We start from the raw sequence: 22,707 nt of genomic DNA, 5'->3' as shown, positions 1-22,707 counted from the left end.
AGCCGGCGCGCCGCCAAACCATCGCCACGGTCGCCGCCCCGGAGTATTCTCCTCTGCCAGCGGGTTTCAATTCCGCAATCACGCGCAATACACAGAATTCAGATGTGAATTGCTCCGCTTGTGCTTTCTTTTCACCCGCCGAGTAGAAAAAATGGCGCCTCGCTACGTATTTTCCATAGCTCCTGGCGCCTCCTTTCTCGGCGCCTTCACGCGAGCGCTGCTGGATGGCGCGATCATCCCCGGCCTCTCGCGCGAGAGCGGCCCGCTGGCTCTGGCCGCCACCACGATCTATGTGCCGACTCAGCGCGCCGCGCGGGCGCTGGCGGCGCAATTCGCCACCGCGATCGAGGCGCCGGCGGCGCTGCTGCCGCGCATATTGCCGCTCGGCGATCTCGACGAGCAGGAGGCCTCGGCGCTGTTCCACGCCGATCTCGATTCCGGCGAGGCGGCTCTGGAACTGGCGCTGGCGCCGGCGATAGAGGAGCTAGACCGTCGGCTGATTCTGGCCGAGCTTGTGCTGCAATGGGCACGCGCGCTGCGCCATGCGATCGTCTCCATCGACCCGACCGGCGCGATCGAGCACGACCCGCGCGAAATGCTGCTGATCGCCCCCTCGCCGACCAGCGCCTATGCGCTCTCCGGCGAGCTGGCGCGACTCATCGACGAATTCGCGATTGAGAAGCTCAGCGCCGGCGCGCTCGCCGGTCTCGCGGAGGAGGCCTATGACCGCTTCTTCGCGATCACCGCCAATTTTCTGAAAATCGCGCTCGAGGATTGGCCGAACATGCTCGCCGCCCGCGGCCTCATCGACCGCGCCGCGCGGCAAACGGCTCTGATCGAGGCGCAGATCGCGCATCTCGAGCGCGGCGGCGCGCGCGGCCCGGTGATCGCGCTCGGCTCCACCGGCGCGCATCCGGCGACGGCGCGCCTTTTGGCGGCGATCGCCCGGCTGGAGCGCGGCGCGGTGATTCTGCCCGGCCTCGATCTCGAGCTGGACGAAGCCGCCTGGCGCCGCGTCGGCGACGATGGCGAGAATGAGCGCGACGAGCCGAGCTTCACCCATCCGCAGACTTTGCTGAAGCGCCTCCTCTCCACCCTGGGCGTCACGCGCGAGGAGGTCCGCCCCCTCGGCTCCGCTCCGCCCGTGCTACAGGCGCGGGTGCGGCTGCTGGCCGAGGCGCTGCGCCCCGCCGATTGCACCGATTATTGGCGCGAGTTCCGCGCCGCTGCGGCCGAGGGCTTCAGGGATGCGCTCGCCGGCGTCTCCTTCGTCGAGGCGGCGGACGAGCGCGAGGAGGCGCTGGCCCTCGCCCTTTCCATGCGCGAGGCGCTGGAAACGCCGGGCCGCACGGCGGCGCTCATCACGCCCGATCGCGACATCGCCCGCCGCGTCTGCGCCGAGCTGGCGCGCTGGGGCGTGGAGGTCGACGATTCGGCCGGCCGCCCGCTCGGCGCGACGCCGATCGGCGCGCTGGCGCGGCTCGTCGCCGCCACCGCGGAGGACGGCGCCTCAGCCATAGACGCGGCGGCGCTGCTCGCCCATCCGCTGACGCGCCTCGGCCTCGAGCGCGCAGAGATCGAGCGCCTCGCTCCGCTGGTCGAAATCGCCGTGCTGCGCAATGTCGAAAGCGGCGGCTCCTTCGCCGCCATGGCCGCGCCGGCGCGCCGGCTCGCCGAAGAGACGCACGCCCATCCGGCGCTGAAACGTATTTCCGAGGAAGACTGGCGCGCGATCGACGACCTCCTCGCCCGCCTCGACGAGGCGCTTCTCCCATTCGCCGCGCTCACGCCGGAGGCGCGCCTCGGCGAGCGGGCGCGCGCCCATGCGCTGGCGCTGGAGAAAATCGCCGGCGAGGAGCCCGCGGGCGAGGGCGTCGAGCAATTGCTGCAGCTCTTCGACGCGCTCGAGGCCTCGGACAGCGCGCTCGTCTTCGACGCCGGCGGCTACGCCTCCTTCTTCGATCGCCTCACCTTCGAGGCGAGCGCGCCCAGCCCGCGCCGCGCGCATCCGCGTCTCAAAATTCTCGGCCTGCTGGAAGCGCGCCTGCTCGACGCCGATCTCGTCCTGCTCGCCGGGCTCGACGAGACGATCTGGCCGCCGCAGGCCGAATCCGGCGCCTTTCTCAATCGCGCCATGCGCCGGCAATTGGGCCTCTCGCCGCCGGAGCGCCGCATCGGCCAGACGGCGCATGATTTCGCCATGGCCTTCGGCGCCCCGGAGGTCGTCGTGAGCCGCGCGAAAAAGCGCGACGGCGCGCCGACCGTGGTGTCGCGCCTCATCGCGCGATTGGCGGCGCTTTCTGGCGAGGCCTTTGCCGCCTGCAAGGCGCGCGGCGATGAAAAATGCGCGCTCGCCGCCGCACTGGATCGCCCGCAAGAGATTCGCGCCATCTCGCGCCCGCTGCCGCGCCCGCCCGTGGAGCTGCGGCCGACGCGGCTCAGCGTCACGCGCGTCGAAAAATTGCGCCGCGATCCCTATTCCGTCTTCGCCGAATATATTCTGCGCCTGCCGCCCTTGCCGCCGCTCGGCGCGCCCAAGGGCGCCCGCGAGATCGGCGTCGCCGTTCACGCGGCGCTGGCGAAATTCCAAGAGGCGCATCCAAAAGGCCCGCTGCCGGACGATGCGCGCGCGCTGCTCGTCGATATCGCGCGCTCGGAGCTGGGCGAGTTCCTGGACGATCCGTCCTTCCTCGCCTTCGATTGGCCGCGCATAGACGCCGGCCTCGATCATGCGCTCGCTTTCGAGCGTGAACGCCGCGAGCAGGCGCGCGAAATCTTCGTGGAGAAAGGCGCCGCCTGGCGGCTGACGCTCGCCGACGGCAGCGTCTTCACCCTCTCCTGCGTCGCCGATCGCATAGAGGTGGACGCGAACGGCGAAGCTTTCGTCTTCGATTACAAGACCGGCAATCCGCCGACCGCCTCGCAAGTCGGCGCGGGCTTCTCGCCGCAGCTCACATTGGAGGCGGCGATGATCGAGGCCGGCGCTTTCGAATCCATCGGCGCGCCGCGCGTCGCAGGCGCCGCCTATGTGCGGCTCGGCGGCAAGACCGGCGGCGAGACGCAATGGCTGAAATTCAAGGACAAGAGCTTTGGCGACGTCGTCGCCGAGCATCGCGCCAATCTCTTCGTGCTGCTGAATCAGTTTCGTCTCGCCGACACGCCCTATCCCTCGCGGCCATGGGTGGAGTTCGCCTCGCGCTACAGCGATTACGACCATCTCGCACGCGTGAAGGAATGGTCGCGCGAGGGCGGCGGCGGAGAGGAATGACGCTTCGCCGCGAAGTCACGAAGCGTTCACCATGTTCCTCGAGGCTTCGGCAAGGAATCGGCCGCCGATTTTCGGCGCTCCCGATTCGGACGGGGTTTGTGCCCGTCTCGTGCCGCAATTCCACTTTCGGGACGAAGCGAAGAGGCCAATGATTCACCACTCGCTAAGCCTGTGAAGGCGGTGGCGCGCCGAGCCGCGAATACACAGCGTTTACGAAGCGTTCACCATGATGATTGACGCTTCGGCAAGGAATCGACGGCCCATTTTCGGCGCCCCCGATTCGGACAGGGTTTGTGCGCGTCTCGTGCTGCAATTCTACTTTCGGGACGGCGCGAAGAGGCCGACCATTCACCACTCGCTAAGCCTATGAAGGCGCTGACGCGCCGAGCCGCGAAGAGACAGCATTTACGAAGCGTTCACCATGATGATTGACGCTTCGGCAAGGAATCGACGGCCCATTTTCGACGCTCCCGATTCGGACAGGGTTTGTGCGCCTCTCGTGCCGCAATTCCACTTTCGGGACGGAGCGAGGAGGCCGACGATTCACCACTCGCTAAGCCTATGAAGGCGGTGACGCGCCGAGCCGCGAAGACACAGCGCTTATGAAGCGTTCACCATGATGATTGACGCTTCCGCAAGGAATCGACGGCCCATTTTCGACGCCCCCGATTCGGACGGGGTTTGTCCACGTCTCGTGCCGCAATTCCACTTTCGGGACGGCGCGAAGAGGTCAGCCATTCACGACTCGCTAAGCCTGTGAAGGCGGTGACGAGCCGAGACGCGAAGACACGGCGTTTACGAAGCCTTCACCATGATGATTGACGCTTCGGCAAGAAATCGATCGCCGATTTTCGGCGCTCCCGATTCGGACCGGTATTGTTCTCGTCTCGTGCCGCCGCTCTCACTTCGGGACAGAGGCGAACTCTCGCCATTTCGTCCAGCTTAATCGACACATCCGCCGGCCGGCGCTAGGCCGCATCCGGCTCGTCGAGGCCGACGATGGTCACGGTCTCCTCGCCGAAATGCGCGGTGATCTCGAGCGTGCCGCCCAGCGCTTCGATATAATGGCGCAAATTGCTCAAACGCATATCGGCGCGCTTCTCGAATTTCGCGACGGCGGGTTGACCCACCGCGAGCGCAGAGGCCGTCTCCTCTTGCGAGAAGCCCCGCGCTTTACGAAGCTCTTCGAGCGTCATCGCCTCCCGCAGAGCGGCGGCCTTAGCCGCGACGCGCGCCCGGCGCTCCGGCGAGAAATTCTTCGTGAGCTCGGTGAAAGGCCGATGTCCGGTCATGGGATCAACCCCTCCTTCTTCAGTTCCGCGAGATAGACGTCATAGAGCCGATCGGCGATCGGGATCATGCGGCCATAAAAACGATCGTCGCCGGTCTTGTCTCCCCCGATCAGCAGAATTGCCGCTCTCCTGGGATCGAACGCATAAAATGCGCGCAACGGCCGGCCGCTGCTCTGCACGCGCAATTCGCGCATATGGCCGTGGCGAGTTCCATTGATCGCCGACGAATAAGGGAAGGCCAATCTCGGGCCTTGCTCCATCAACAACAGCACGACGGCCGAAATATCGTCCTGCTGCGTTTCGTCGAGAGCCCGATACCATTCCGCGAATTCGTCCGTATGCTCGACGCACCAGCTCATAATCCATATTATATTCCACAGATGGAATATTTCAAGAGCGAGGCTCTTAAAGCTTTCGCGACGAATCGGCCGCCCATTTCCGCCGCTCCCGATTCGGACGGGCTTTGTCCACCTCTCGTGCCATTCTTCCCACTTCGGGACGACGCTGCGCCGCGGAGGATTCACGTCTCGCTAAGCAAAAGATCGGAGCCGGGGGCGGCGACCGCCTTCGATAGCGGTCAAACTACATTTCTTGTATGATTTCCCGCAACGGCCTTCGATCCTCATAAACGCCGGATCGACGCGCCGCATTCGGACATGGGCGAGGAATTTGAAAAATGGCTCTCGAAGGGTCGGATAAAAGCTACAGAAATCGCATCATCTTCGCGAGCCTCGTCGGCACGACGATCGAATTCTTCGACTTCTACATCTACGCCACCGCCGCCGTATCGGTGTTTCCGCTCTTGTTCTTCCCCGCCGGCGCGGGCAGCGCGGCGCTGCTCGCCTCCATGGCGACATTCGGCGTCGCCTTTGTCGCGCGGCCGATCGGCTCCGTCCTCTTCGGCCATTTCGGCGATCGCGTCGGGCGAAAAGCGACGCTGGTCGGCTCGCTGCTGCTGATGGGCCTCGCCACTTTCGCCATCGGCCTTCTGCCGACCTATCATCAGATCGGCCTGTTCGCGCCCGTCTTGCTCACCATTTTCCGTTTCAGCCAGGGCGTCGGCCTCGGCGGCGAATGGTCGGGCGCGGCCCTGCTCGCCACCGAGACCGCCGACAAGGGCAAACGCGCCTGGGCGGCCATGTGGCCGCAACTCGGCGCGCCATTCGGCTTCATTCTCGCAAATGGATTTTTTCTGACGCTCACCATTCTCTTCGCCTTCGATTCGACGCGCGCAACGCCGGACGAGCATTTCCTCGCCTGGGGCTGGCGGCTGCCCTTTCTGCTCTCCATTCTGCTGGTCACGCTCGGCCTCTATGTGCGCTTGAAGCTGCATGAGACGCCGGTGTTCGCGCGCGCATTGGAGCGCGGCGAGAAATTGAAATCGCCGCTCGCCCATGTGTTCCGCAATAATGCGAAGGAGCTTCTGCTCGGCACGTTCATCATGGTCGCGACCTATGGTCTCTTCTATCTGATGACGACGTGGATTCTGTCCTATGGCATAGGCAAGGTCGCGCTCGGCAATCTCGGCATAGGCTATCGCGATTTTCTCGTTTTGCAGCTCATATCCGTGCTGTTCTTCGCCGGCTTCATCCCCGTCTCGGGGCATCTCGCCGACAGGATCGGCCGCCGCAAGCTATTGCTGATCGTGACGACGGCGATCGTGCTGTTCGGCCTCTCCTTCCGCTTCTTCCTCTCCAAGGATCTCATCGGAACCGGCGAGAGCGCCAATCGCGGGCTCATATTGGTTTTCCTCAGCATAGGCATGTCGCTGATGGGCCTCACCTTCGGGCCTATGTCGGCCATATTGCCGGAGCTTTTCCCCACCAACACGCGCTATACGGGCTCGGGCGTCTCCTATAATCTCGCCTCCATACTCGGCGCGGCGCTGACGCCCTTTGTGGCGACATGGATCGCGCAAAATTACGGAGCGGAATCGGTCGGCCTCTATCTCGCTGTGCTCGGCGCCTCGACGATCGTCGCGCTCCTCTTCACCAAGGAGACGAAGGCGACCGATCTCGACAGCATGATCGACGAGGTGGTGGCTGAGAACATAGAGAAGACATCGCCGTAGAGCGCTTTCCTTCGCTCCGAATGGAAATTGGATGAGCGACAGACGCCCCATCGCCAAGGACACGCGGGAGCGGCAGCGCGCCGCTTCCGACCCCGCGCAATCGGCCTGGGTCGCGGCGCATGCGGGCTCGGGCAAGACGCATGTTCTCTCGCAGCGCGTGGTGCGTCTGCTGCTCGCCGGCGCGCCGCCCTCGCGCATTCTCTGCCTCACCTATACAAAGGCGGCCGCCGCCAATATGGCGGCGCGCATTTTCGATATTCTCGCCGGCTGGGCGCTGCTCGACGATGAAGCGCTGACCGCCGCCATTCTCGCCACTGGCGCGCCGCAACCGTCGCGCGCGGAGCTGGTTTTCGCGCGGCGCCTGTTCGCGCGCACGGTGGAGACGCCCGGCGGGTTGAAGATTCAGACGATCCACGCCTTTTGCGAAAGGATTCTGCATCTCTTTCCCTTCGAGGCCAATGTCGCGGCTTCGTTCCGCGTGCTCGACGATCTCGAGCGCGCCGAACTTTTGGAGCGCGCGCGGCGGCAGACGCTCGCCCGCGCCGTGCTGGACGAAGGCGAATTGCGCGCGGCGCTGGAGACGGTGTCGCGGCTCTGCTCGGGCGGCGGCTTCGATGAGCTGATCGCGGAATTGCTCGGCCATCGCGCGGCGCATCGCAATTTGTCGTCCGGCGATTATGCGGAATTGCTGCGCGAGCGCTTAGGGCTGCGCGAAGGCGAGACGCTCGAGGCGGTGGAGCGCGAGATTGTCGAGGGCGGGATAGCGCCACGCGATTGGCCGGGGATAGCGCAGGCGCTGCGCGGCGGCGGGGCGAATGATGGGAAGCTCGCGACCCAATTGACGATCGCAGCGGGGCTCATAGGCGCTCTTCCACAACACACCGCTTGTGCCGATGAATATCTAGCGGTCTTCTTCAAGAAGGACGGCGAGCCGCGCGGGCTCGGCAAGCAGAAGATGATCTCGGCCGCGCTTCAAAAACAGCAGCCCGCATTGTTGGCGCGGCTCGAGGATGAGCGCGATCGGCTCGTCGCGCTGGTGGAAAAACGCAAGGCGGCGGCGGCGCTGGATCGTTCCATGGCGCTGGCGCGGATCGGCGACGCCATTCTCTCCGCCTATGAGCGGATGAAGAGCAATCGCGGCCTCTTCGATTTCGACGATCTCATCGAGCGCACGCGCCGGCTGTTTCAAAGCTCGAGCCCGTCCTGGGTGCTCTACAAGCTCGATTCGCGCATCGATCATATTCTGGTCGACGAAGCGCAGGATACGAGCGCCGCGCAATGGGACATATTGGCCGCGCTCGCCGATGAGTTCTGCGCCGGCGCCGGCGCCACGCGGCGCATCCGCACCTTCTTCGCCGTGGGCGACGAGAAGCAGTCGATCTTCTCCTTTCAAGGCGCCGCGCCGGAGAAATTCGACGCCATGCGCCGCGATTTCGCGCGCCGCTTTCGCGACGCCGAGCTCGGCTTCGAGACGGTACGGCTGACGCGCTCCTTCCGCTCCTCGCCGCAAGTGCTGGGCGCCGTCGATATCGTCTTCTCCGTCGAGGAAAATCGGCGCGGCCTCGCGGCGGACCGAGAGGAACCCGCGCCATTGCACGAGGCCTGGAAGACCGATGTTCCGGGTCTCGTCGAAATCTGGGAGCCGGAGGCGTCCGCGGGCGCAGAGACGCCCGAGGATTGGCGCCTGCCGCTCGATTATGTGAACGAGGCGGGACCGCCGGCGCGGCTCGCGCGCAAGATCGCGCGCAAGATCAAAGCGCTGCTCGCGCCGCAAAATGGCGAATGCGTCGAGGACAAAGGCGCGATGCGCCCCGTGCGGCCGGGCGATGTGATGATATTGGTGCGCAAGCGCGACGCTTTTTTCGAAGGCGTCATTCGCGCGCTGAAAGCGGAGGCCATTCCCGTCGCCGGCGCCGATCGGCTCGATCTCTCCGGCCATATTGCGGTGATGGATCTCGTCGCGCTCGGCCGCGGCGCGCTGCTGCGCGAGGATGATCTCACCCTCGCGACATTGCTGAAATCGCCGCTCCTCGGCTTTACCGACGATGATCTCATCGCCCTCGCGCCCAAGCGCGAAGGCGCGCTCATCGACGCCCTCGCCGCCTCGCCGGAGCCAGCGCATAGAGAGGCGGCGGCGCGCGTCGAAGCTTGGGCGCGCGAGGCGCGCGCACGCGCGCCATTCGATTTCTACAGCCATATTCTCAGCGCCGGCGGCGGGCGCGAGAAGCTTGTCGGGCGGCTCGGCCAGGAGGCCAATGACGCGATCGACGAATTTCTGCGCCTCGCGCTCTCCTTCGAGCGCGAGCAGGCGCAGGGCCTCGTCGGATTTCTCTCCGGCGTCGAGAGCCTGCAGCTCTCCGTCAAGCGCGACATGGAGGCGGCCGGCGACGCCGTGCGCGTGATGACCGTGCATGCCTCCAAGGGGCTGGAGGCGAAGATCGTCTTTTTGCCGGACACTTGCGGCGGCCCCTCCGGCCGGCACGATCCCAAAATCTTCCGGCTCGGCGAGGAGGATGGCGCGACGCTGGTCTGGTCCAGCAATATGGCCGCCGATCCGCCCGCAGTGGCCAGCGCGCGCGAGGCGCTGCGCGAGGCGGCGCGGGAGGAGCATCGCAGGCTGCTCTATGTGGCGCTGACGCGCGCCGAGGAGCGGCTCTATGTCGGCGGTTTCCATGGGCCGGCGGGACGCGGCGCCGGCTGCTGGTACGACGCGATCCGCAACGCGCTCGAGCCCGCCTGCGACAGCGCGCTGGACCCGCTCGACGAGACGAAGACGATCTTGCGTTTCGGCGACGCCGCCCATGGAGGGGCGACCACCGGCGAGGCGCGCGTAGCCGCGGCGACCATCGTCCCGCTTTACGCGCGCGCGCCGGCGCCGGAGGAGCGCGCGCCGGCCCCGCCCTTGCGGCCGGCCACCGCGCTGGCGGCCGCCGATCCTTTCGCCGGCGAGGAGAATTCCGCCGCGCCGACGCGGAGCGACCGCGAGCGGCTGCTGATCGGACGGCTCACCCATGCGCTGCTGCAACGCCTGCCGGACACGCCGCCGGAGCGACGCACCGAGGCGGCGCTGCGCTTTCTGGAGCTGCGCGCCGCCCCGCTCGACGCTGCGCAGCGCGAGCGGCTCGTTTCCGCCGTGCTCGCGGTCATCGGCCATGCCTCGCTCGCGCCTTTGTTCGGGCCGGGCTCGGCGCCGGAGGTGGAGATCGTCGCCCGGCTCGACAGTCCGCGCGGCGAGATCGCTATTTGCGGCCGCATCGATCGGCTCGCCGAGACGGAAACCGACGTCATCGTCGCCGATTTCAAGACCGGCGCGCCGCGCCATCCGGCGACGCCGGCGCAATTGCGGCAGCTCGCCGTCTATCGCGCCGCTGCGCTGCGGCTCTATCCGCACAAAAATGTGCGCTGCGCGCTGATCTTCACGCAGAGCGCGACGATAGAGGAGCCGGAGCCCGAGGCGCTGGACGCCGCGCTCGAGGAGATTTTGCGGGAGGTCTGAGGCGAGGGAAACGCCGGACGCGCTTTCGCCGCGATCGTCTGCGACTGCTTTCGGCGACGGCGCTTCGTCGAGCGGAACCGGATTGAAAAGCGGGTTCCGCTCGGCCGATTATAGAATCATATTCATTTCGAGGAGGTCGACGCGATGCGGCTCCCGGTTCCGATCGCGATTTGCGCGATCCTGTTTTTCCTGATCGAGACCTCCGCCTCCGGCGGGGTCGCGGAGGGCGAGGCGGCGTTGCAGGCGGGGGACATTCCCCGCGCGATCGGCGAGCTCACTCCGGCCGCCGAAAAGGGGGACGCCGTCGCGCAATTGCGACTGGCTTTCGCCTACGAGGCTCTCGTCGCCCTGAACTTCCGTGACGCGGCCGCATCCGCACGCTATCGGGCCTCGGCTTTCACATGGTCTTCCCGCGCGGCGGAGCAGAATGTCGTGAGCGCGCAACGGCGCGTCGCGCAATTGCTTCGTGCGGGAGGCGGCGCGCCCGTGGATGTGGCGAAGGCCGATGAATGGGATCGCCGGGCCAATGCGATCCTGCGCGAGCGCGCAGAAAATGGCGACGCCGCCGCGCAAGAGGCCTTGGCCAGCGCCTACAGCCTCGGCCAAGGAGTTCTGAAAGACCCGAAAGAAGCCACGAAATGGCGCCGCGCCGCAGGCGGCCAAGGATATGCGGAGGCGATAAACGCTCTCGGCGTCCAATACGGCCGCGGCGATGGCGTCCAAAAAGATCCGGCCCTCGCCTATGCGTTCTTCGTGCTGGCGAGCCGCATCACGCGCGGCAAAGGGGAAGACGACATCGGCTATCGTGAAAATCAGGACGGATTAGCCGCCGGGCTCTCCCGGGAACAAAAAGACAGAGCGCTCGCCATTGCGGATGAGTGGCGCCCCGGCGTCGAACTGCCCGAAAGCTCCGACAAGAATTGAACCCGCCGAGGCGCCTCGGTAAAACTCAGAGAGGAATTGGCGTCATGGAGATCGACCGCGGGGACCGCATCGCCCCGCCGCCTTCGCCGGAAAGAAGCCGCGTCTGGATCGGCGCGATCGTCGCGATTTTGGCCGCGCTCGGGCTCGCTGTCGTCATCGCGCCGGAGTTCGGCGACTTTCTGCGCCGCCAAGCCTATGCGGCGGCGAGCGCCATCGGCGCCCCGACCCCGGCCGATGAATATGCGCCCGTCTACGCCCGGCTGGAGATGGAGCCGCTGCGGGCAGGCCTCGTCGCCTCGCCTAAAATTTCCGAGCCGCTCGCCAAGCTGCTGCGCGAGCCCTGCGACAAGCGCGCGATCGCCGCTCTCGCCGAGGCGCTGATCGTCGAAGGAGAGGAGCGCGTCGCCGCGCGCGGTTATAGCGGCTTCGCCGCAGCCTGCCCGGACAGCGCTGTGGAGAAAGGCCGCGCCGGCGAATTGTTCCTGCGCATCGGCGACGCGGAGGGCGCGCTGAAAATCGCCGATGCGCTGATCTCCGAACAGCCGATCTACCCGGATTTTCATTATCTGCGCGCGCGGGCGCTCTTTGCGGCCAAACGCTATGACGCATCGATCGGCGAATATAAGACGGCGATCGAATTGTTCCACGATCGCGCCAAAGTGCATGAGCGATTATTCGTCGAGCTGGCCAACGCCTATGTCGCCGTGGGTAAGCCTTGCGACGCGGCCTTCACCCTCTTTGCCTGGATCGCGCTCGATCCCACGCGGCGCGGCACGCCGGGAGCGCGCAAGCGCGTCGAGGAATATGGCGCGCTCGGCTGCCGCAATCTGCCGGCCTTCGACGAGCCGAAGAAATTGTGAAAGCTCGGACGGCAGAGATATGAAGGAGATGAAATTTCCCTCGCGCCGAGGAGCGGCAGAACGCCGCGTCTCGAAGCGGGAGGGAAATTTCACGCGCCGCCTTCTGGAACTCCCCCTCGCGCTTCGAGACGGTCGCTTCACGACCTCCTCAGCATGAGGGGCGAGGGTCGCTGTTTACAGCTTGCCGACGACGACCAGGCGCTTGATCTCGCCGCGCTCGAAGGCGCGCAGGAAAGCGGCGTAATTCTTGAACGACACACAGCCATTGGAGTCGCCGCGCGGGCCGAGCATGTAAGTATGCGCGAGCAGGCCGGCGCGGCCGAAGATCGCGCCCTCGCCGCCGATCGGCGTCAGCCTGATCGCGCGCACGCCATGGAACAGGCTCTCGCGGAAGGTGAGATCGTAAGTATGCGGCGGCGTGACGCCGCGCATGCGCACATGGGCGAAGCGCGGATCGTCGAATTTGTCGCCGAGGCCCGAATGCGCCTCGAGACGCGTGCCGTCCGGCAGATAGACCGTATGCGCGCTGATGTCGTAGACGGCGGTCTGATTGTCATAGGCCGTCGTCGGATTGCCGCGCGTCACATTGCGCAGGCCGTCGAAGAGCCCCGTCTCCGGCGCGGCATAGGCCAGCGCCTTGCCGGTCGGCTGCAACGGGCCGAACACTTTCTCGAAGAAGGAGGGGCTGCTCTCCTCTTCCGACGCCGGCGCGGAGGCCGTCTTGCGCGCGCTGCGGATGACGGGCAGATGGACGCGCAGGCCGAATTCGGAGGGACGCGGCGGCGGCAGCGGCGCGCTGTCTTCTTCCTCTTCCGCGACCTGCTGCTCCAGACCCGCATCCTTGCGGGCGGGCGGCGTCGGCGCAGCCACAGGCGCCAGCAGGGATTGCGGCGCCTCGAGCGTAGCGACGACCGTCTTGGGCGCCGCATGGGAGCGCAGATCGCCGACCAGCACGCCGAAGGGAATGGAGAAGGAGGGCGACTCGATCGAGGCCGTCGTCTCGGCCGGCGAGTCTATCGTGAGCGCGGCTGCCGCGGGCGGCTCGGGCTTCTGCTCGGCGCTCCGCATCGCGAGCCCCGCCAGTCCGCCCACGGTGAGGGCGCCGGCGAGAAAAAGAGTCGAGAGCAGAATGCGGCGAGAGACTTCACGGCGAGGCAATGAATTGGAAGAGCATCGTTCACCGGGATTCTTACGCATCCACCCCCACTTTCGGAAGGACTTCCGTTACGCACACTGTCGAAGCGTCTCCATAAGCGAGCCGCTCGACTACGCCACACGCGCCCAGAATGAAGCTTCTTCTCTCCAATCCCGAGCATTGTTCGAGAAACTGAAGTTACAATTTGGCGGTTTTTTGTCCGCGCTACGTAGCTTCAGCGTAAGTATTCGCAAGCTCGACTTCTCGGACCTTTCGGTTCGACCAACGCGAGCTTCGCTGACCATGGAGGTGAATTACGCCGCAATATAGTAAACATTTTCGTAAATCCTTCGCATAATCTCGCCGGCCGAAATGCGGCGCAGGGACGCGTGCGCGGGACGCGCTTTCCCTCTATAGTCGCAGCGTCAAAGGGAGCTTCGCATGAGCGGAGACGTCGCCAATTCACATTTGGACCGCGTGCGCTCGGTGGTCGCGGACGAGACCGCGCCGGCGCGCTCGGCGGTCGCCGCCTCCTGGCGCCGCTGCGTCACGCTGCATAAGCTCGATCCGGCGGCGAGCCTCGCGCCCGCCATTCTCACCGCCACGGAATTTCGCGAGGCGCACGACAGGCTGGAGCCGCTGGCGCGCGTCGCGCAGAGCGTGATGGAGCGGCTTTCCGCCGCAATCGGCGATCTCGGCTGCTGCGTTCTATTGGCCGATGCGCGCGGCGTCCCGCTGGAGCGGCGCGGCGCCCCCGCCGACGCCGAGATTTTCGACAGGCGCGGATTGCTGGCCGGCGCGCAATGGAGCGAGGCGCATCAGGGCACCAACGCCATCGGCGCCTGCATCGTCGAGGAGCGCGCGCTGACGATCCATCGCGACCAGCATTTTCATACGCAGAACACCGGGCTGAGCTGCACGGCCGCGCCGATCTTCGATCATTTGGGACGGCTGGCCGCGGCGCTCGACGTCTCCTCCTGCCGCGAGACCTTGGCCGACGGGCTGACCAATCTATTGTCCGTCGCCGTCGTCGACGCCGCGCGCACGATAGAGGCGCTGAACTTCCGCCGCGCTTTCGCCGACGCGCGCATCCTGCTCTCGCCGCAGGCCGATCGAAACGCCGCCTCGTTGATCGCCGTCGATCGGCACGATCTCGTCATCGGCGCGACGCGCGCGGCGCGGCTCGAGCTCGGCGTCACCGACGCGCGCATAGCGGCGCAGCTGCCGGCCGCCGATCTGCTGAGCGGCGCCGCCGAGACGGAGCTGCAGAGCGGAGAGCTGCAGAGAAATGAGCTGGAAGACGCCGAGCGCGGCGCCATTCGCCGCGCGCTCGCCCGCGCCAATGGCAATGTGACCGCCGCCGCGCGGCTGCTCGGCGTCAGCCGCGCCACTCTGCATCGCAAGCTCGGGCGGCTCGGATTGTCGCAGTGACCGGGGTGAGAGCTATTTCATCTCGAACACGTAACGCACGCAGAGCCTGACGAGCACATAAAAGAAAACAAAAACCGGTAAAAACAGCACCAAGAGCGACACGTCCGCATAAACCGACAGAAGCACCCACGACACGAAATTCAGCGCCGTCGCGCCCATGTAGAATGTGGTGCGGTCGATTTCTATTTTTTTCAAATCACATCTCCCAATATTTTTTGATGCTATTCGGGTCTATTTCGGTGAATGCTTTTGAAAAAAGCTCATTGCTGATTTGACCATTCTGAAATTTATCCAAGATGACGATCTTTAGCTTACGCATTTCCTCGAGCAGCGAAACATACAATGCGGTAGCTGCGGTGACGATCAAGAACAGCGCGACGCCCCCTCCCACAGGAAGCTTGCCGTATCGCGCTTCGATGCCCTCGAATATCGCGCCTTTTCCCGACATGCGGCTCAAGGTCGTCTTGGCCCCGGCTTTGGCCATCTCGGCGCCTCCCTTCGCCTTGAGCGCCTCTTTCATTCCGGCGGCGATGGCCCCGGATCCCGCGCCCACCCCGATGAACTTCAGCGCGGTGACGACGCGCTGCATGCTCTGATATGAACGAATAAGCTCTTCGGGCGATCGCGCCATTTCCGCGTACCAGGAGCGAAACTCTTGAATCTCGATCACACGGGCTGATATGAGCGCGAAAAATTGTGACGACTTCGGCTCCGACGACGAAAAATGCGCATGGGCGCTCTGTAAAATCTGATTGCCAAAGCGGCGCCGCTCGAAATGATCCGCGATGACCGGCATCGAATAAAGGCATGTCGTGACCGACAATGCGCCGGGAAGATTGTCCTCCGTAAGACGGAAGTCGATCGAAAACAAATTGCACAGATTCCGCAATCTCGCAGTTTCGCCTGGGTTCAAAGGCATGATCGCCTCCCCTCGAAAATCGACGTTGAAAATCTCGTCCCGCATCTTCCCGGATCATTCGCGGTCCCGCCGAAGACGCGTCCGCCAGCCTCGCCGAGAGGAGAACAGCTAATCAAAACAATGTGAACTTTTGAGGCGCGGCGGTATGACTCCGATACGGGCTTTCCCTGTCGCCTCGCGCGTGGAATTCGCGCCAGAGCCGTCGCTGTGACGTCTTCGCCAGCCCCGACTGTCGCAAATCTGCGACACCTCGAGGCCGTTCATGCGTTCCCCCTCTGGCGCCGTCGACCGCGCGGGCGGATGATCTCCCCCGACGCCGCAAAGGCGCAGAGACACAAAGGGGAAACGTCATGACGAGGCCCGAATTCCTCCGCTCCACGACACCGAAGTTCGAGGCGCGCTACGAGAATTTCATCGGCGGCCGCTGGGTGGCGCCGCGCGCCGGCCGCTATTTCGAGAATGTGACTCCGGTCAATGGACAGATTCTCTGCGAGGTCCCGCGTTCCGACGCGACCGACATAGAGCTCGCGCTCGACGCCGCCCATGCCGCCAAGGACGCGTGGGGCCGCGCCAGCGTCGGCGAACGCGCGCGCGTTCTCCACGCCGTCGCCGATCGCATGGAACAAAATCTCGCGGCGCTGGCGGAGGCCGAGAGCTGGGACAATGGCAAGCCGATCCGCGAGACGACGGCCGCCGACATTCCGCTCGCCATCGATCATTTTCGCTACTTCGCCTCGGCGATCCGCGCGCAGGAAGGCGGCGTATCGGAAATCGACCACGACACGGTCGCCTATCATTTCCACGAGCCGCTCGGCGTTGTCGGCCAGATCATTCCTTGGAATTTTCCCTTGCTGATGGCGGCGTGGAAGCTCGCTCCCGCTATCGCGGCGGGCAATTGCGTGGTGCTGAAACCGGCCGAGCAGACGCCCGCCTCCATACTCGTATGGGCGAAGATCGTCGGCGATCTTCTGCCGGCTGGCGTCATCAATATCGTCAATGGATTCGGCCTCGAGGCGGGCAAGCCGCTCGCCTCCTCGCCGCGCATCGCCAAGATCGCCTTCACCGGCGAGACCAGCACGGGACGGCTGATCGGCGAATATGCCGCGCGCAATCTCATCCCCACGACATTGGAGCTCGGCGGCAAATCGCCGAACATCTTCTTCGCCGATGTGGCGGCGGAAGACGACGCATTCCTCGACAAGGCGCTGGAAGGCTTCGCCATGTTCGCGCTCAATCAGGGCGAGGTCTGCACCTGCCCGAGTCGCGCTCTGGTGCATCGAAGCATCTATGACAAATTCATCGAGAAAGCGGTGAAGCGCGTCGGCGCCATCGTGCAAGGCGACCCGCTCGACGCGCGGACGATGATCGGCGCGCAGGCCTCCAAGGAGCAGATGGAGAAGATCCTCGGCTATATCGACATCGGCCAGAAGGAAGGCGCGGACATATTGATCGGCGGCGGACGCGCCGAGCTCGGCGGCGATCTTTCCGGCGGCTATTATGTGAAGCCCACAGTGCTCGCCGGCAATAATAAGATGCGCGTGTTCCAGGAGGAGATCTTCGGACCCGTCGTGTCGGTGACGGTGTTCGACACGGATGAAGAGGCGGTGGCGATCGCCAATGACACGATCTTCGGCCTCGGCGCCGGCGTGTGGACCCGCGACATCAACCGCGCCTATCGCGTCGGCCGCGCCGTGCAGGCGGGACGCGTGTGGACCAATTGCTATCACGCCTATCCGGCGCATGCGGCCTTCGGCGGCTACAAGCAGTCCGGCATCGGCCGCGAGAATCATCGCATGATGCTCGATCACTACCAGCAGACGAAGAACCTGCTGGTCAGCTATAGCCCGGACAAGCTCGGCTTCTTCTGAGCGTCCGGCCGGGGCGGCCGTTTCCCTCCCTGCGGTCGCCCCGCTCCCTTCAAATTATTGCTCTAGCGCCACGAGACTGAACGAGCTCGATGACCCATTACGTCGCCATTGCCGAAGAGGAAGAGGGAAAGGCGGTCGGCGTCTGGTGTCCCGATCTGCCCGGCTGCGTCTCCGCGGGCGATAGTCTCGACGAGGCGATGGCCAACGCCGCCGAGGCGCTGACGCTCTGGGTGGACGTCGCGCTCGAGCACGGCCAGCCGATCCCTGCGCCGCGCAGCCTCGTCGATTTGAAGCGCGATCCCGCAATCTCACCGGAACTGTCGCAGTTCATGGTGGCGCTGATCCCTCTGCGGCCGCAGCTCGACGCTGCGCAATAACTCCCCTCGACGACCCTCCCCTTGCGACAGCCCGCCCCGGAGCTGGGTCTTGACCGCGTCACCGGCGCGACTTAACAGCCTGACCTCGGGGAAAGTTCGGATCGAGCGCATTGGGCTGGCCGGCCCGCTCCGTCCGCCGTTGCGAGGACGGAAATGCGACGCTGGCTCCTGCTCGTCTTGCTGATCCCCCTCGCGCTCGGCCTCTGGCGCCTGCGCGGCGACGGCTATGGCTCCGGCGCCTTCCTCGGCTATGTCGAGGGCGAGCTTCTCTATATCGGCCCGGTGGAAGGCGAGCGTCTCGCCCGGCTCGACGTCGAGGCCGGCAGAGCGGTGACGGAGGGCGAGCCGCTCTTCTCCATGGCTACCCCCGTGCTCGATCGCCAGCGCGCCGAAGCCGCCGCGCGGCTGGCGCAAATGCAGGCGCAGCTCGAAAATCTGCGCGCCTCCATGAATCGTCCGCAGCAGATCGCCGTGCTGCAGGCCGCCGTCGAGCGCGCCCGCGCCTCGCTCGCTCTGTCGGCCGCCGAATATGAGCGCAAGCGCATTCTCACTTCGCATGGCAATGCGCCAAAATCGGCGCTCGATCAGGCGGTGATGGCGCGGGATCGCGACAAGGCTGCGCTCGCCGAGGCGGAGCGCCAGATCGAGGTCGCGCGCCTGCCGAGCCGCAATCAGGAGATCGAGGCCGCGCAATCGGCGATCGTCATGGCGCGCGCGCAGATCGAGCAGCTCGACACGCGCATCGCGCGACAAAAGGTCGTCGCGCCGGCGGCGGGCGTGGTGCAGGATATTTTCTTCCGCGCCGGCGAGATGGTCGTCGCCGGCCAGCCGGCGCTCTCCCTGCTGCCGCCGGAGAATCGCAAAGTGCGCTTCTATGTCCCGCAGGCGCGGCTCGTCGAGGCGCGGCTCGGCGCGCGCGTCGCCGTCGAATGCGACGGCTGCGAGAAGGGTCTTTCGGGCCGCATCAGCTTCATCGCGCAACGCGAGGAATATACGCCGCCCGTCATCTTCAGCGATCAGGAGCGCGCCAAGCTCGTCTTCAAAGTGGAGGCGCGGCTCGAGGAGAAAGCGCTGCGGCTGCCGCTGGGCCTGCCGGTCCAGGTGCGCCTCTCCGCCGAGAGCGCGGCGCCGTGAGCGCCGCCGGCGTCGCCATAGAGGCCGAAGGACTCACCAAATCCTTCGGCGGCCGCAAGGTGGTCGACAATCTCACAATGCGCGTCGAGCGCGGCCGCATTCACGGCTTTCTCGGCCCCAATGGCAGCGGCAAGACGACGACGATCCGCATGCTCTGCGGATTGCTGACGCCCGATTCCGGTCGCGGCTCCTGTCTCGGCTACGACATTCGCACGCAGCAGAACGAGATCAAGCGCCAGGTCGGCTATATGACGCAGCGCTTCTCTCTCTATGGCGATCTGTCGATCCGCGAAAATCTCGAATTCGTCGCGCGCATCTATGGCCTTCCGCGGCCCGTCGAAGCGGCTCGCGAGGCGATCATTCGCTTAGGGTTGGACAAGCGCGCCGAGCAGCTCGCTGGTGAGCTCTCCGGCGGCTGGAAGCAGCGGCTGGCGCTCGCCGCCTGCATATTGCCCGGTCCGGCGCTGCTGCTGCTCGACGAGCCGACGGCGGGAGTCGATCCAAAAGCGCGCCGCGATTTCTGGGACGAGATTCATTCGCTCGCCGCCGGCGGGCTCACTGTGCTGGTCTCCACCCATTACATGGACGAGGCGGAGCGCTGCCACGAGATCGCCTATATCGCCGATGGACGTCTGTTGGCGCAAGGGACGATCGCCGAGATCGTCGCCCGCTCCGGCCTCTCCACTTACGTCGTGACCGGCCCCGATCTCGGCGCGCTCGCGGCGCGGCTGAAGGCGACGAAGGGCGTCGATATGGTCGCACCCTTCGGCATGGCGCTGCATGTCGCCGGCCGCGACGCAGCGCGCCTCGCCGCGATCGTGCGCGAGTTCGGCAAAGACGCGCCGCAGCAATGGACGCGCGGCGAGCCCTCGCTCGAGGATGTGTTCATCGATCTCATGACGCATATAGAGGCGCGACGATGATATGGACGCCGCAGGCGCGCGCCTCGCTCGGGCGTCTCTATGCGATGTTCGTGAAGGAGCTGATCCAGCTGCGCCGCGATCGCGTGACGCTGGCGATGATCGTCGGCATTCCGCTCATTCAGCTCTTGCTGTTCGGCTACGCCATCAACGCCGATCCCAAGCATCTCGCCACGGCGCTGCTGGTGCAGGACGACGGGCCGCTGGCGCGCTCCTTCATCGCCGCGCTGCGGGCGACCGATTATTTCGACATCATCGCCGCCGCCACGGATGAAACGGACGCGGAGAAGCTGATCCTCTCCAATCGCGTGCAATTCGTCATCGAGATTCCGCCCGACTTCGGCCGGCGCGTGATCCGCGGCGAGAAGCCGCCGCTGCTGCTCGTCGCCGACGCCACCGATCCGACCGCGACCGGCGGCGCAGTCTCCGCCGTCACGGCGGCGGCCGCGAGCGCGCTCGACCGCGAGCTGACGGGTCCGCTGGCGCGGCTCGCGCAAGGGCCGGCGCCCTTCGAGGTGCAGGTGCATCGGCGCTATAACGCGGCAGGCGAGACGCGGCGCAATATCGTCCCCGGCCTCGTCGGCACGATTCTCACAATGACCATGCTGATCTACACCGCGCTCTCGGTGACGCGCGAGATCGAGCGCGGCACGATGGAGTCGCTGCTCGCCATGCCGGTGCGGCCGACCGAGATCATGCTGGGCAAGATCGCGCCTTATGTCGTCGTCGGCGGCGTGCAGATGGGCATCATCCTCATCGTCGCGACAATGCTGTTCGGCGTGCCGATCGTCGGCTCGCTGTTCGTGCTCGGCCCGCTGACGCTCTTGTTCATCACCGCCAATCTCTCGGTCGGCTACACATTCTCGACGATCGCCATCAATCAATTGCAGGCGATCCAGATGACCTTCTTCTTCTTTCTGCCCAATATGCTGCTCTCGGGCTTCTTCTTCCCCTTCCGCGGCATGCCGCAATGGGCGCAATATGTCGGCGAGGCGCTGCCGCTCACCCATTATCTGCGCATCGTTCGCTCCATCATGCTGAAAGGCTCGAGCTTCAGCGATTTGACCAGCGACACTCTGGCGCTCGGCGTCTTCACCCTGGTGGCGATGAGCGTCGCGGTGATGCGTTTCCGCCAGACTTTGGACTGACGGGAACGCGCTTGACCCGGCCATGCGCTCGCGCCAGGATGACAGGGCAGAGGGCTTCACGCCGCATCGGCGCGAAAGGGCGATCATGAACGCTTTTAGTCGCAACATGCTGCTGGCGTTGGGCGTCGCCGGCTTCGGCTATTTTCTGTGGTCGATCTTCGTGGCCAGCCGCTATCAGGCCCTTTGCGAAATCTCCTATTGGTCTGCGACCGAGGCGCAATTGCGCGCCTGCGACGAGATGCGCTCCTCCCTGCCGAGAAATTGACGAGGCCGCGCCGCGCGCGCATTGCGGAAAATAGAATGAACGCCAGACTCTACGCTTTTGTGGCCCTAGCGCTGCTGCTCGCGCCGCATGCCCACGCCTCGGAAATTCATCTCGATTGCGGACGCACCAATCGAACGGTCGCGATCGACGTCGACACCGGCCGGCGCTTCGTGCAGCTCATTTGGGAGGACGGCGTCGCCGAGGAATATCGCGATGGCGATTCCTATGTCTCCGGCGCGAGCGGCTCCAGCGAGACGCAAAAGGTCACTTATGCGGTCAGCGTGGATAAGGATGCGGTGAGCTTCGGACAGGACCGCGTCTGCGTCGCCGCGACCGGCAAATGCCGAGATCAGCATATTCGCAACCTGCTCGACATGACCGCGGGCACGTTGAAATATGACGATGGCGGCGTCATCGCCGTGATGAAATGCGCGCCTGCGCCGCCGGGCCGCAAATTCTAGAGCGCGTTCCGATCGAACGGTATCGTTCGATCGATCAGAATTCGCTCCAAAAGAGAGATACCTAGAGCATTATCCGATCCGATCGGATCGGATAATGCTCTAGAGACGTCGCCCCATAGAAACGCATCGCTCCGCTCCACCTTGCGCCGGGGCGGCGCGGTCGCCTAAGAGAGCGCATCCGATGCGCGGCTCTCGCGCGCGGCGTTCAATCGAAAAGAGGTTCGCGTGGCCGACGACGAAGACTATGTCTATGACGAAGCGAGCGGCGAATGGGTTCCGGCGTCGCAGCTCGCCGCGGCGGCGGCGCAGGCGAAAGTCGTGAAGGATTCGGCCGGCAATGCGCTCGCCGACGGCGACTCCGTCACCCTCATCAAGGATCTGAAGGTGAAGGGCGCCAATCAGACGTTGAAGCAGGGCACGGTGATCAAATCGATCCGCCTCACCGACGATCCGGAGGAGATCGACTGCCGGCACGACACCATCAAAGGATTGGTGCTGCGGACGGAATTCGTGAAGAAACGCTGAGCCGGTCTTCCGGCTCGCTCGTCAATGCGCCTCCTCGTCGTGGTTTTTTCCATGGCCGCCGGCGAGGCGCTCCGACAGAGCGAAGGCCAGCGTCGAGACGACGAAGACCATATGAATGCCGAGATAGAAATACAGATCCCGGTCATTCATATGCGGCACGTCCATGAAGGCTTCGAGCAATTTGATCGCCGAAATGGCGACGATGGTCGAGAGCAGCTTCAGCTTCAGCTCGGAGAAATCGATCGAGCCCATCCAGTCCGGCCAGCCGGGCTGGCTGTCCGTGTCGACCCTGGAGACGAAATTCTCATAGACCGACAGCATGACCGTCACCACCAGAGCGCCGGTCAGAGTCATGTCGATGAGGTCCAGCACCAGCAGGGTCATGTCGGATTCGGCGGCGGTGAGGAGATGCGCCGTCGCCTCGTAGAGATGGACGCCCGCTTTATAGAGCAGCTCCAAGAGCCCAACCGCCAGCATGACGAAGAAGGGCGCGAGCAGCCAGCGCGACATGAACAGGAAGGATTCGAAAAAGCGCTTCATCTTCGACTCGTTCTCGTGGGGAGGCGACGGAGCCGTACACGAATTCGCCGCGCCGGCCAAGCTCAGGGGACCG

General features: G+C 65.2%; 20 protein-coding genes. 14 read left to right on the top strand and 6 right to left on the bottom strand.

What is annotated here, in order from left to right:
• Window positions 1-151: 151 nt before the first annotated feature.
• A complete protein-coding gene (gene addB, locus EDE12_RS05285) occupies window positions 152-3,268 on the top strand; it encodes a double-strand break repair protein AddB (protein WP_026599455.1) in 3,117 nt (1,038 codons plus the stop codon).
• 968 nt (window positions 3,269-4,236) lie between these two features.
• Here addB and EDE12_RS05280 read toward each other — a convergent pair.
• Both EDE12_RS05280 and EDE12_RS05275 read right to left on the bottom strand, forming a co-directional pair.
• The gene (locus tag EDE12_RS05280) at window positions 4,237-4,560 is read right to left on the bottom strand and encodes an XRE family transcriptional regulator (protein WP_026599456.1); all 324 of its coding nucleotides are present in this window, start codon (window positions 4,558-4,560) and stop codon (window positions 4,237-4,239) included.
• Complete coding sequence (locus EDE12_RS05275) at window positions 4,557-4,919, bottom strand: type II toxin-antitoxin system RelE/ParE family toxin (RefSeq protein WP_026599457.1); 363 nt, start codon at window positions 4,917-4,919, stop codon at window positions 4,557-4,559. Before EDE12_RS05275 ends, EDE12_RS05280 begins: the two co-directional genes overlap by 4 nt.
• A gap of 317 nt (window positions 4,920-5,236) precedes the next feature.
• Here EDE12_RS05275 and EDE12_RS05270 point away from each other — a divergent pair, with 317 nt between their 5' ends.
• The 4 genes from EDE12_RS05270 (at window position 5,237) to EDE12_RS05255 (ending at window position 11,911) form a co-directional block, all read left to right on the top strand.
• Window positions 5,237-6,631: an MFS transporter gene (locus tag EDE12_RS05270; protein ID WP_026599458.1), complete on the top strand. Its 1,395-nt coding sequence runs from the start codon at window positions 5,237-5,239 to the stop codon at window positions 6,629-6,631.
• Window positions 6,632-6,662: 31 nt separating this feature from the next.
• Window positions 6,663-10,127 (top strand): double-strand break repair helicase AddA, encoded by a 3,465-nt coding sequence (gene addA, locus EDE12_RS05265; RefSeq protein WP_026599459.1) that lies wholly within the window; start codon window positions 6,663-6,665, stop codon window positions 10,125-10,127.
• Between the two features lie 144 nt (window positions 10,128-10,271).
• Entirely contained in the window at window positions 10,272-11,051 is a 780-nt protein-coding gene (locus tag EDE12_RS05260) for a tetratricopeptide repeat protein (RefSeq protein ID WP_026599460.1), read from the top strand.
• A 44-nt stretch (window positions 11,052-11,095) separates the two neighbouring features.
• The gene (locus EDE12_RS05255) at window positions 11,096-11,911 is read left to right on the top strand and encodes a hypothetical protein (RefSeq protein ID WP_024881186.1); all 816 of its coding nucleotides are present in this window, start codon (window positions 11,096-11,098) and stop codon (window positions 11,909-11,911) included.
• Window positions 11,912-12,085: 174 nt separating this feature from the next.
• On the opposite strand, the gene EDE12_RS05250 is transcribed toward EDE12_RS05255, so the two are convergent.
• Window positions 12,086-13,069, bottom strand: coding sequence for a DUF2778 domain-containing protein (locus tag EDE12_RS05250; RefSeq protein WP_024881187.1), 984 nt, complete (start codon window positions 13,067-13,069; stop codon window positions 12,086-12,088).
• A gap of 418 nt (window positions 13,070-13,487) precedes the next feature.
• On the opposite strand from EDE12_RS05250, the gene EDE12_RS05245 reads away from it, so the two are divergent.
• Window positions 13,488-14,477 carry a helix-turn-helix domain-containing protein gene (locus tag EDE12_RS05245; protein ID WP_026599461.1) on the top strand — a complete coding sequence of 330 codons (990 nt, stop codon included), beginning with the start codon at window positions 13,488-13,490 and terminating at the stop codon, window positions 14,475-14,477.
• A 12-nt stretch (window positions 14,478-14,489) separates the two neighbouring features.
• Here the strand turns inward: EDE12_RS05245 and EDE12_RS05240 are convergent, their stop codons facing one another.
• Together EDE12_RS05240 and EDE12_RS05235 are read right to left on the bottom strand one after the other, a co-directional pair.
• On the bottom strand, window positions 14,490-14,672 hold the full coding sequence (locus EDE12_RS05240; RefSeq protein WP_026599462.1) for a hypothetical protein: 183 nt from the start codon (window positions 14,670-14,672) through the stop codon (window positions 14,490-14,492).
• Window position 14,673: 1 nt separating this feature from the next.
• Window positions 14,674-15,441 (bottom strand): hypothetical protein, encoded by a 768-nt coding sequence (locus EDE12_RS05235; protein ID WP_026599463.1) that lies wholly within the window; start codon window positions 15,439-15,441, stop codon window positions 14,674-14,676.
• A 305-nt stretch (window positions 15,442-15,746) separates the two neighbouring features.
• On the opposite strand from EDE12_RS05235, the gene adh reads away from it, so the two are divergent.
• The 8 genes from adh (at window position 15,747) to EDE12_RS05195 (ending at window position 22,094) form a co-directional block, all read left to right on the top strand.
• Window positions 15,747-17,264, top strand: coding sequence for an aldehyde dehydrogenase (gene adh / locus EDE12_RS05230; RefSeq protein ID WP_024881190.1), 1,518 nt, complete (start codon window positions 15,747-15,749; stop codon window positions 17,262-17,264).
• 89 nt (window positions 17,265-17,353) lie between these two features.
• Window positions 17,354-17,641, top strand: coding sequence for a type II toxin-antitoxin system HicB family antitoxin (locus tag EDE12_RS05225; RefSeq protein ID WP_026599464.1), 288 nt, complete (start codon window positions 17,354-17,356; stop codon window positions 17,639-17,641).
• A 153-nt stretch (window positions 17,642-17,794) separates the two neighbouring features.
• Complete coding sequence (locus EDE12_RS05220; protein WP_026599465.1) at window positions 17,795-18,775, top strand: HlyD family efflux transporter periplasmic adaptor subunit; 981 nt, start codon at window positions 17,795-17,797, stop codon at window positions 18,773-18,775.
• A complete protein-coding gene (locus EDE12_RS05215; protein WP_026599466.1) occupies window positions 18,772-19,698 on the top strand; it encodes an ABC transporter ATP-binding protein in 927 nt (308 codons plus the stop codon). The genes EDE12_RS05220 and EDE12_RS05215 overlap by 4 nt, the downstream gene beginning before the upstream one ends.
• The gene (locus EDE12_RS05210; protein ID WP_026599467.1) at window positions 19,695-20,843 is read left to right on the top strand and encodes an ABC transporter permease; all 1,149 of its coding nucleotides are present in this window, start codon (window positions 19,695-19,697) and stop codon (window positions 20,841-20,843) included. The genes EDE12_RS05215 and EDE12_RS05210 overlap by 4 nt, the downstream gene beginning before the upstream one ends.
• An 85-nt stretch (window positions 20,844-20,928) precedes the next feature.
• Entirely contained in the window at window positions 20,929-21,108 is a 180-nt protein-coding gene (locus EDE12_RS05205; protein WP_108917330.1) for a hypothetical protein, read from the top strand.
• Window positions 21,109-21,143: 35 nt separating this feature from the next.
• Window positions 21,144-21,569, top strand: coding sequence for a hypothetical protein (locus EDE12_RS05200; protein ID WP_036309006.1), 426 nt, complete (start codon window positions 21,144-21,146; stop codon window positions 21,567-21,569).
• 225 nt (window positions 21,570-21,794) lie between these two features.
• Window positions 21,795-22,094 (top strand): alkylphosphonate utilization protein, encoded by a 300-nt coding sequence (locus tag EDE12_RS05195; RefSeq protein ID WP_024881197.1) that lies wholly within the window; start codon window positions 21,795-21,797, stop codon window positions 22,092-22,094.
• 21 nt (window positions 22,095-22,115) lie between these two features.
• Here the strand turns inward: EDE12_RS05195 and EDE12_RS05190 are convergent, their stop codons facing one another.
• Window positions 22,116-22,634: a TIGR00645 family protein gene (locus EDE12_RS05190; protein ID WP_024881198.1), complete on the bottom strand. Its 519-nt coding sequence runs from the start codon at window positions 22,632-22,634 to the stop codon at window positions 22,116-22,118.
• Window positions 22,635-22,707 lie beyond the last annotated feature (73 nt).

Origin of the sequence: Methylosinus sp. sav-2, assembly GCF_004366495.1 — a bacterium.
Classification (GTDB): Bacteria; Pseudomonadota; Alphaproteobacteria; order Rhizobiales; family Beijerinckiaceae; genus Methylosinus.
This window is presented reverse-complemented; position numbering and strand designations above follow the sequence as displayed.

Coding starts and splice junctions, on each gene's coding strand:
- addB (WP_026599455.1), top strand. CDS start 152: ATGGCGCCTCGCTACGTATTTTCCATAGCTCCTGGCGCCTCCTTTCTC.
- EDE12_RS05280 (WP_026599456.1), bottom strand. CDS start 4,560: ATGACCGGACATCGGCCTTTCACCGAGCTCACGAAGAATTTCTCGCCG.
- EDE12_RS05275 (WP_026599457.1), bottom strand. CDS start 4,919: ATGAGCTGGTGCGTCGAGCATACGGACGAATTCGCGGAATGGTATCGG.
- EDE12_RS05270 (WP_026599458.1), top strand. CDS start 5,237: ATGGCTCTCGAAGGGTCGGATAAAAGCTACAGAAATCGCATCATCTTC.
- addA (WP_026599459.1), top strand. CDS start 6,663: ATGAGCGACAGACGCCCCATCGCCAAGGACACGCGGGAGCGGCAGCGC.
- EDE12_RS05260 (WP_026599460.1), top strand. CDS start 10,272: ATGCGGCTCCCGGTTCCGATCGCGATTTGCGCGATCCTGTTTTTCCTG.
- EDE12_RS05255 (WP_024881186.1), top strand. CDS start 11,096: ATGGAGATCGACCGCGGGGACCGCATCGCCCCGCCGCCTTCGCCGGAA.
- EDE12_RS05245 (WP_026599461.1), top strand. CDS start 13,488: ATGAGCGGAGACGTCGCCAATTCACATTTGGACCGCGTGCGCTCGGTG.
- EDE12_RS05235 (WP_026599463.1), bottom strand. CDS start 15,441: ATGCGGGACGAGATTTTCAACGTCGATTTTCGAGGGGAGGCGATCATG.
- adh (WP_024881190.1), top strand. CDS start 15,747: ATGACGAGGCCCGAATTCCTCCGCTCCACGACACCGAAGTTCGAGGCG.
- EDE12_RS05225 (WP_026599464.1), top strand. CDS start 17,354: ATGACCCATTACGTCGCCATTGCCGAAGAGGAAGAGGGAAAGGCGGTC.
- EDE12_RS05220 (WP_026599465.1), top strand. CDS start 17,795: ATGCGACGCTGGCTCCTGCTCGTCTTGCTGATCCCCCTCGCGCTCGGC.
- EDE12_RS05210 (WP_026599467.1), top strand. CDS start 19,695: ATGATATGGACGCCGCAGGCGCGCGCCTCGCTCGGGCGTCTCTATGCG.
- EDE12_RS05205 (WP_108917330.1), top strand. CDS start 20,929: ATGAACGCTTTTAGTCGCAACATGCTGCTGGCGTTGGGCGTCGCCGGC.
- EDE12_RS05200 (WP_036309006.1), top strand. CDS start 21,144: ATGAACGCCAGACTCTACGCTTTTGTGGCCCTAGCGCTGCTGCTCGCG.
- EDE12_RS05190 (WP_024881198.1), bottom strand. CDS start 22,634: ATGAAGCGCTTTTTCGAATCCTTCCTGTTCATGTCGCGCTGGCTGCTC.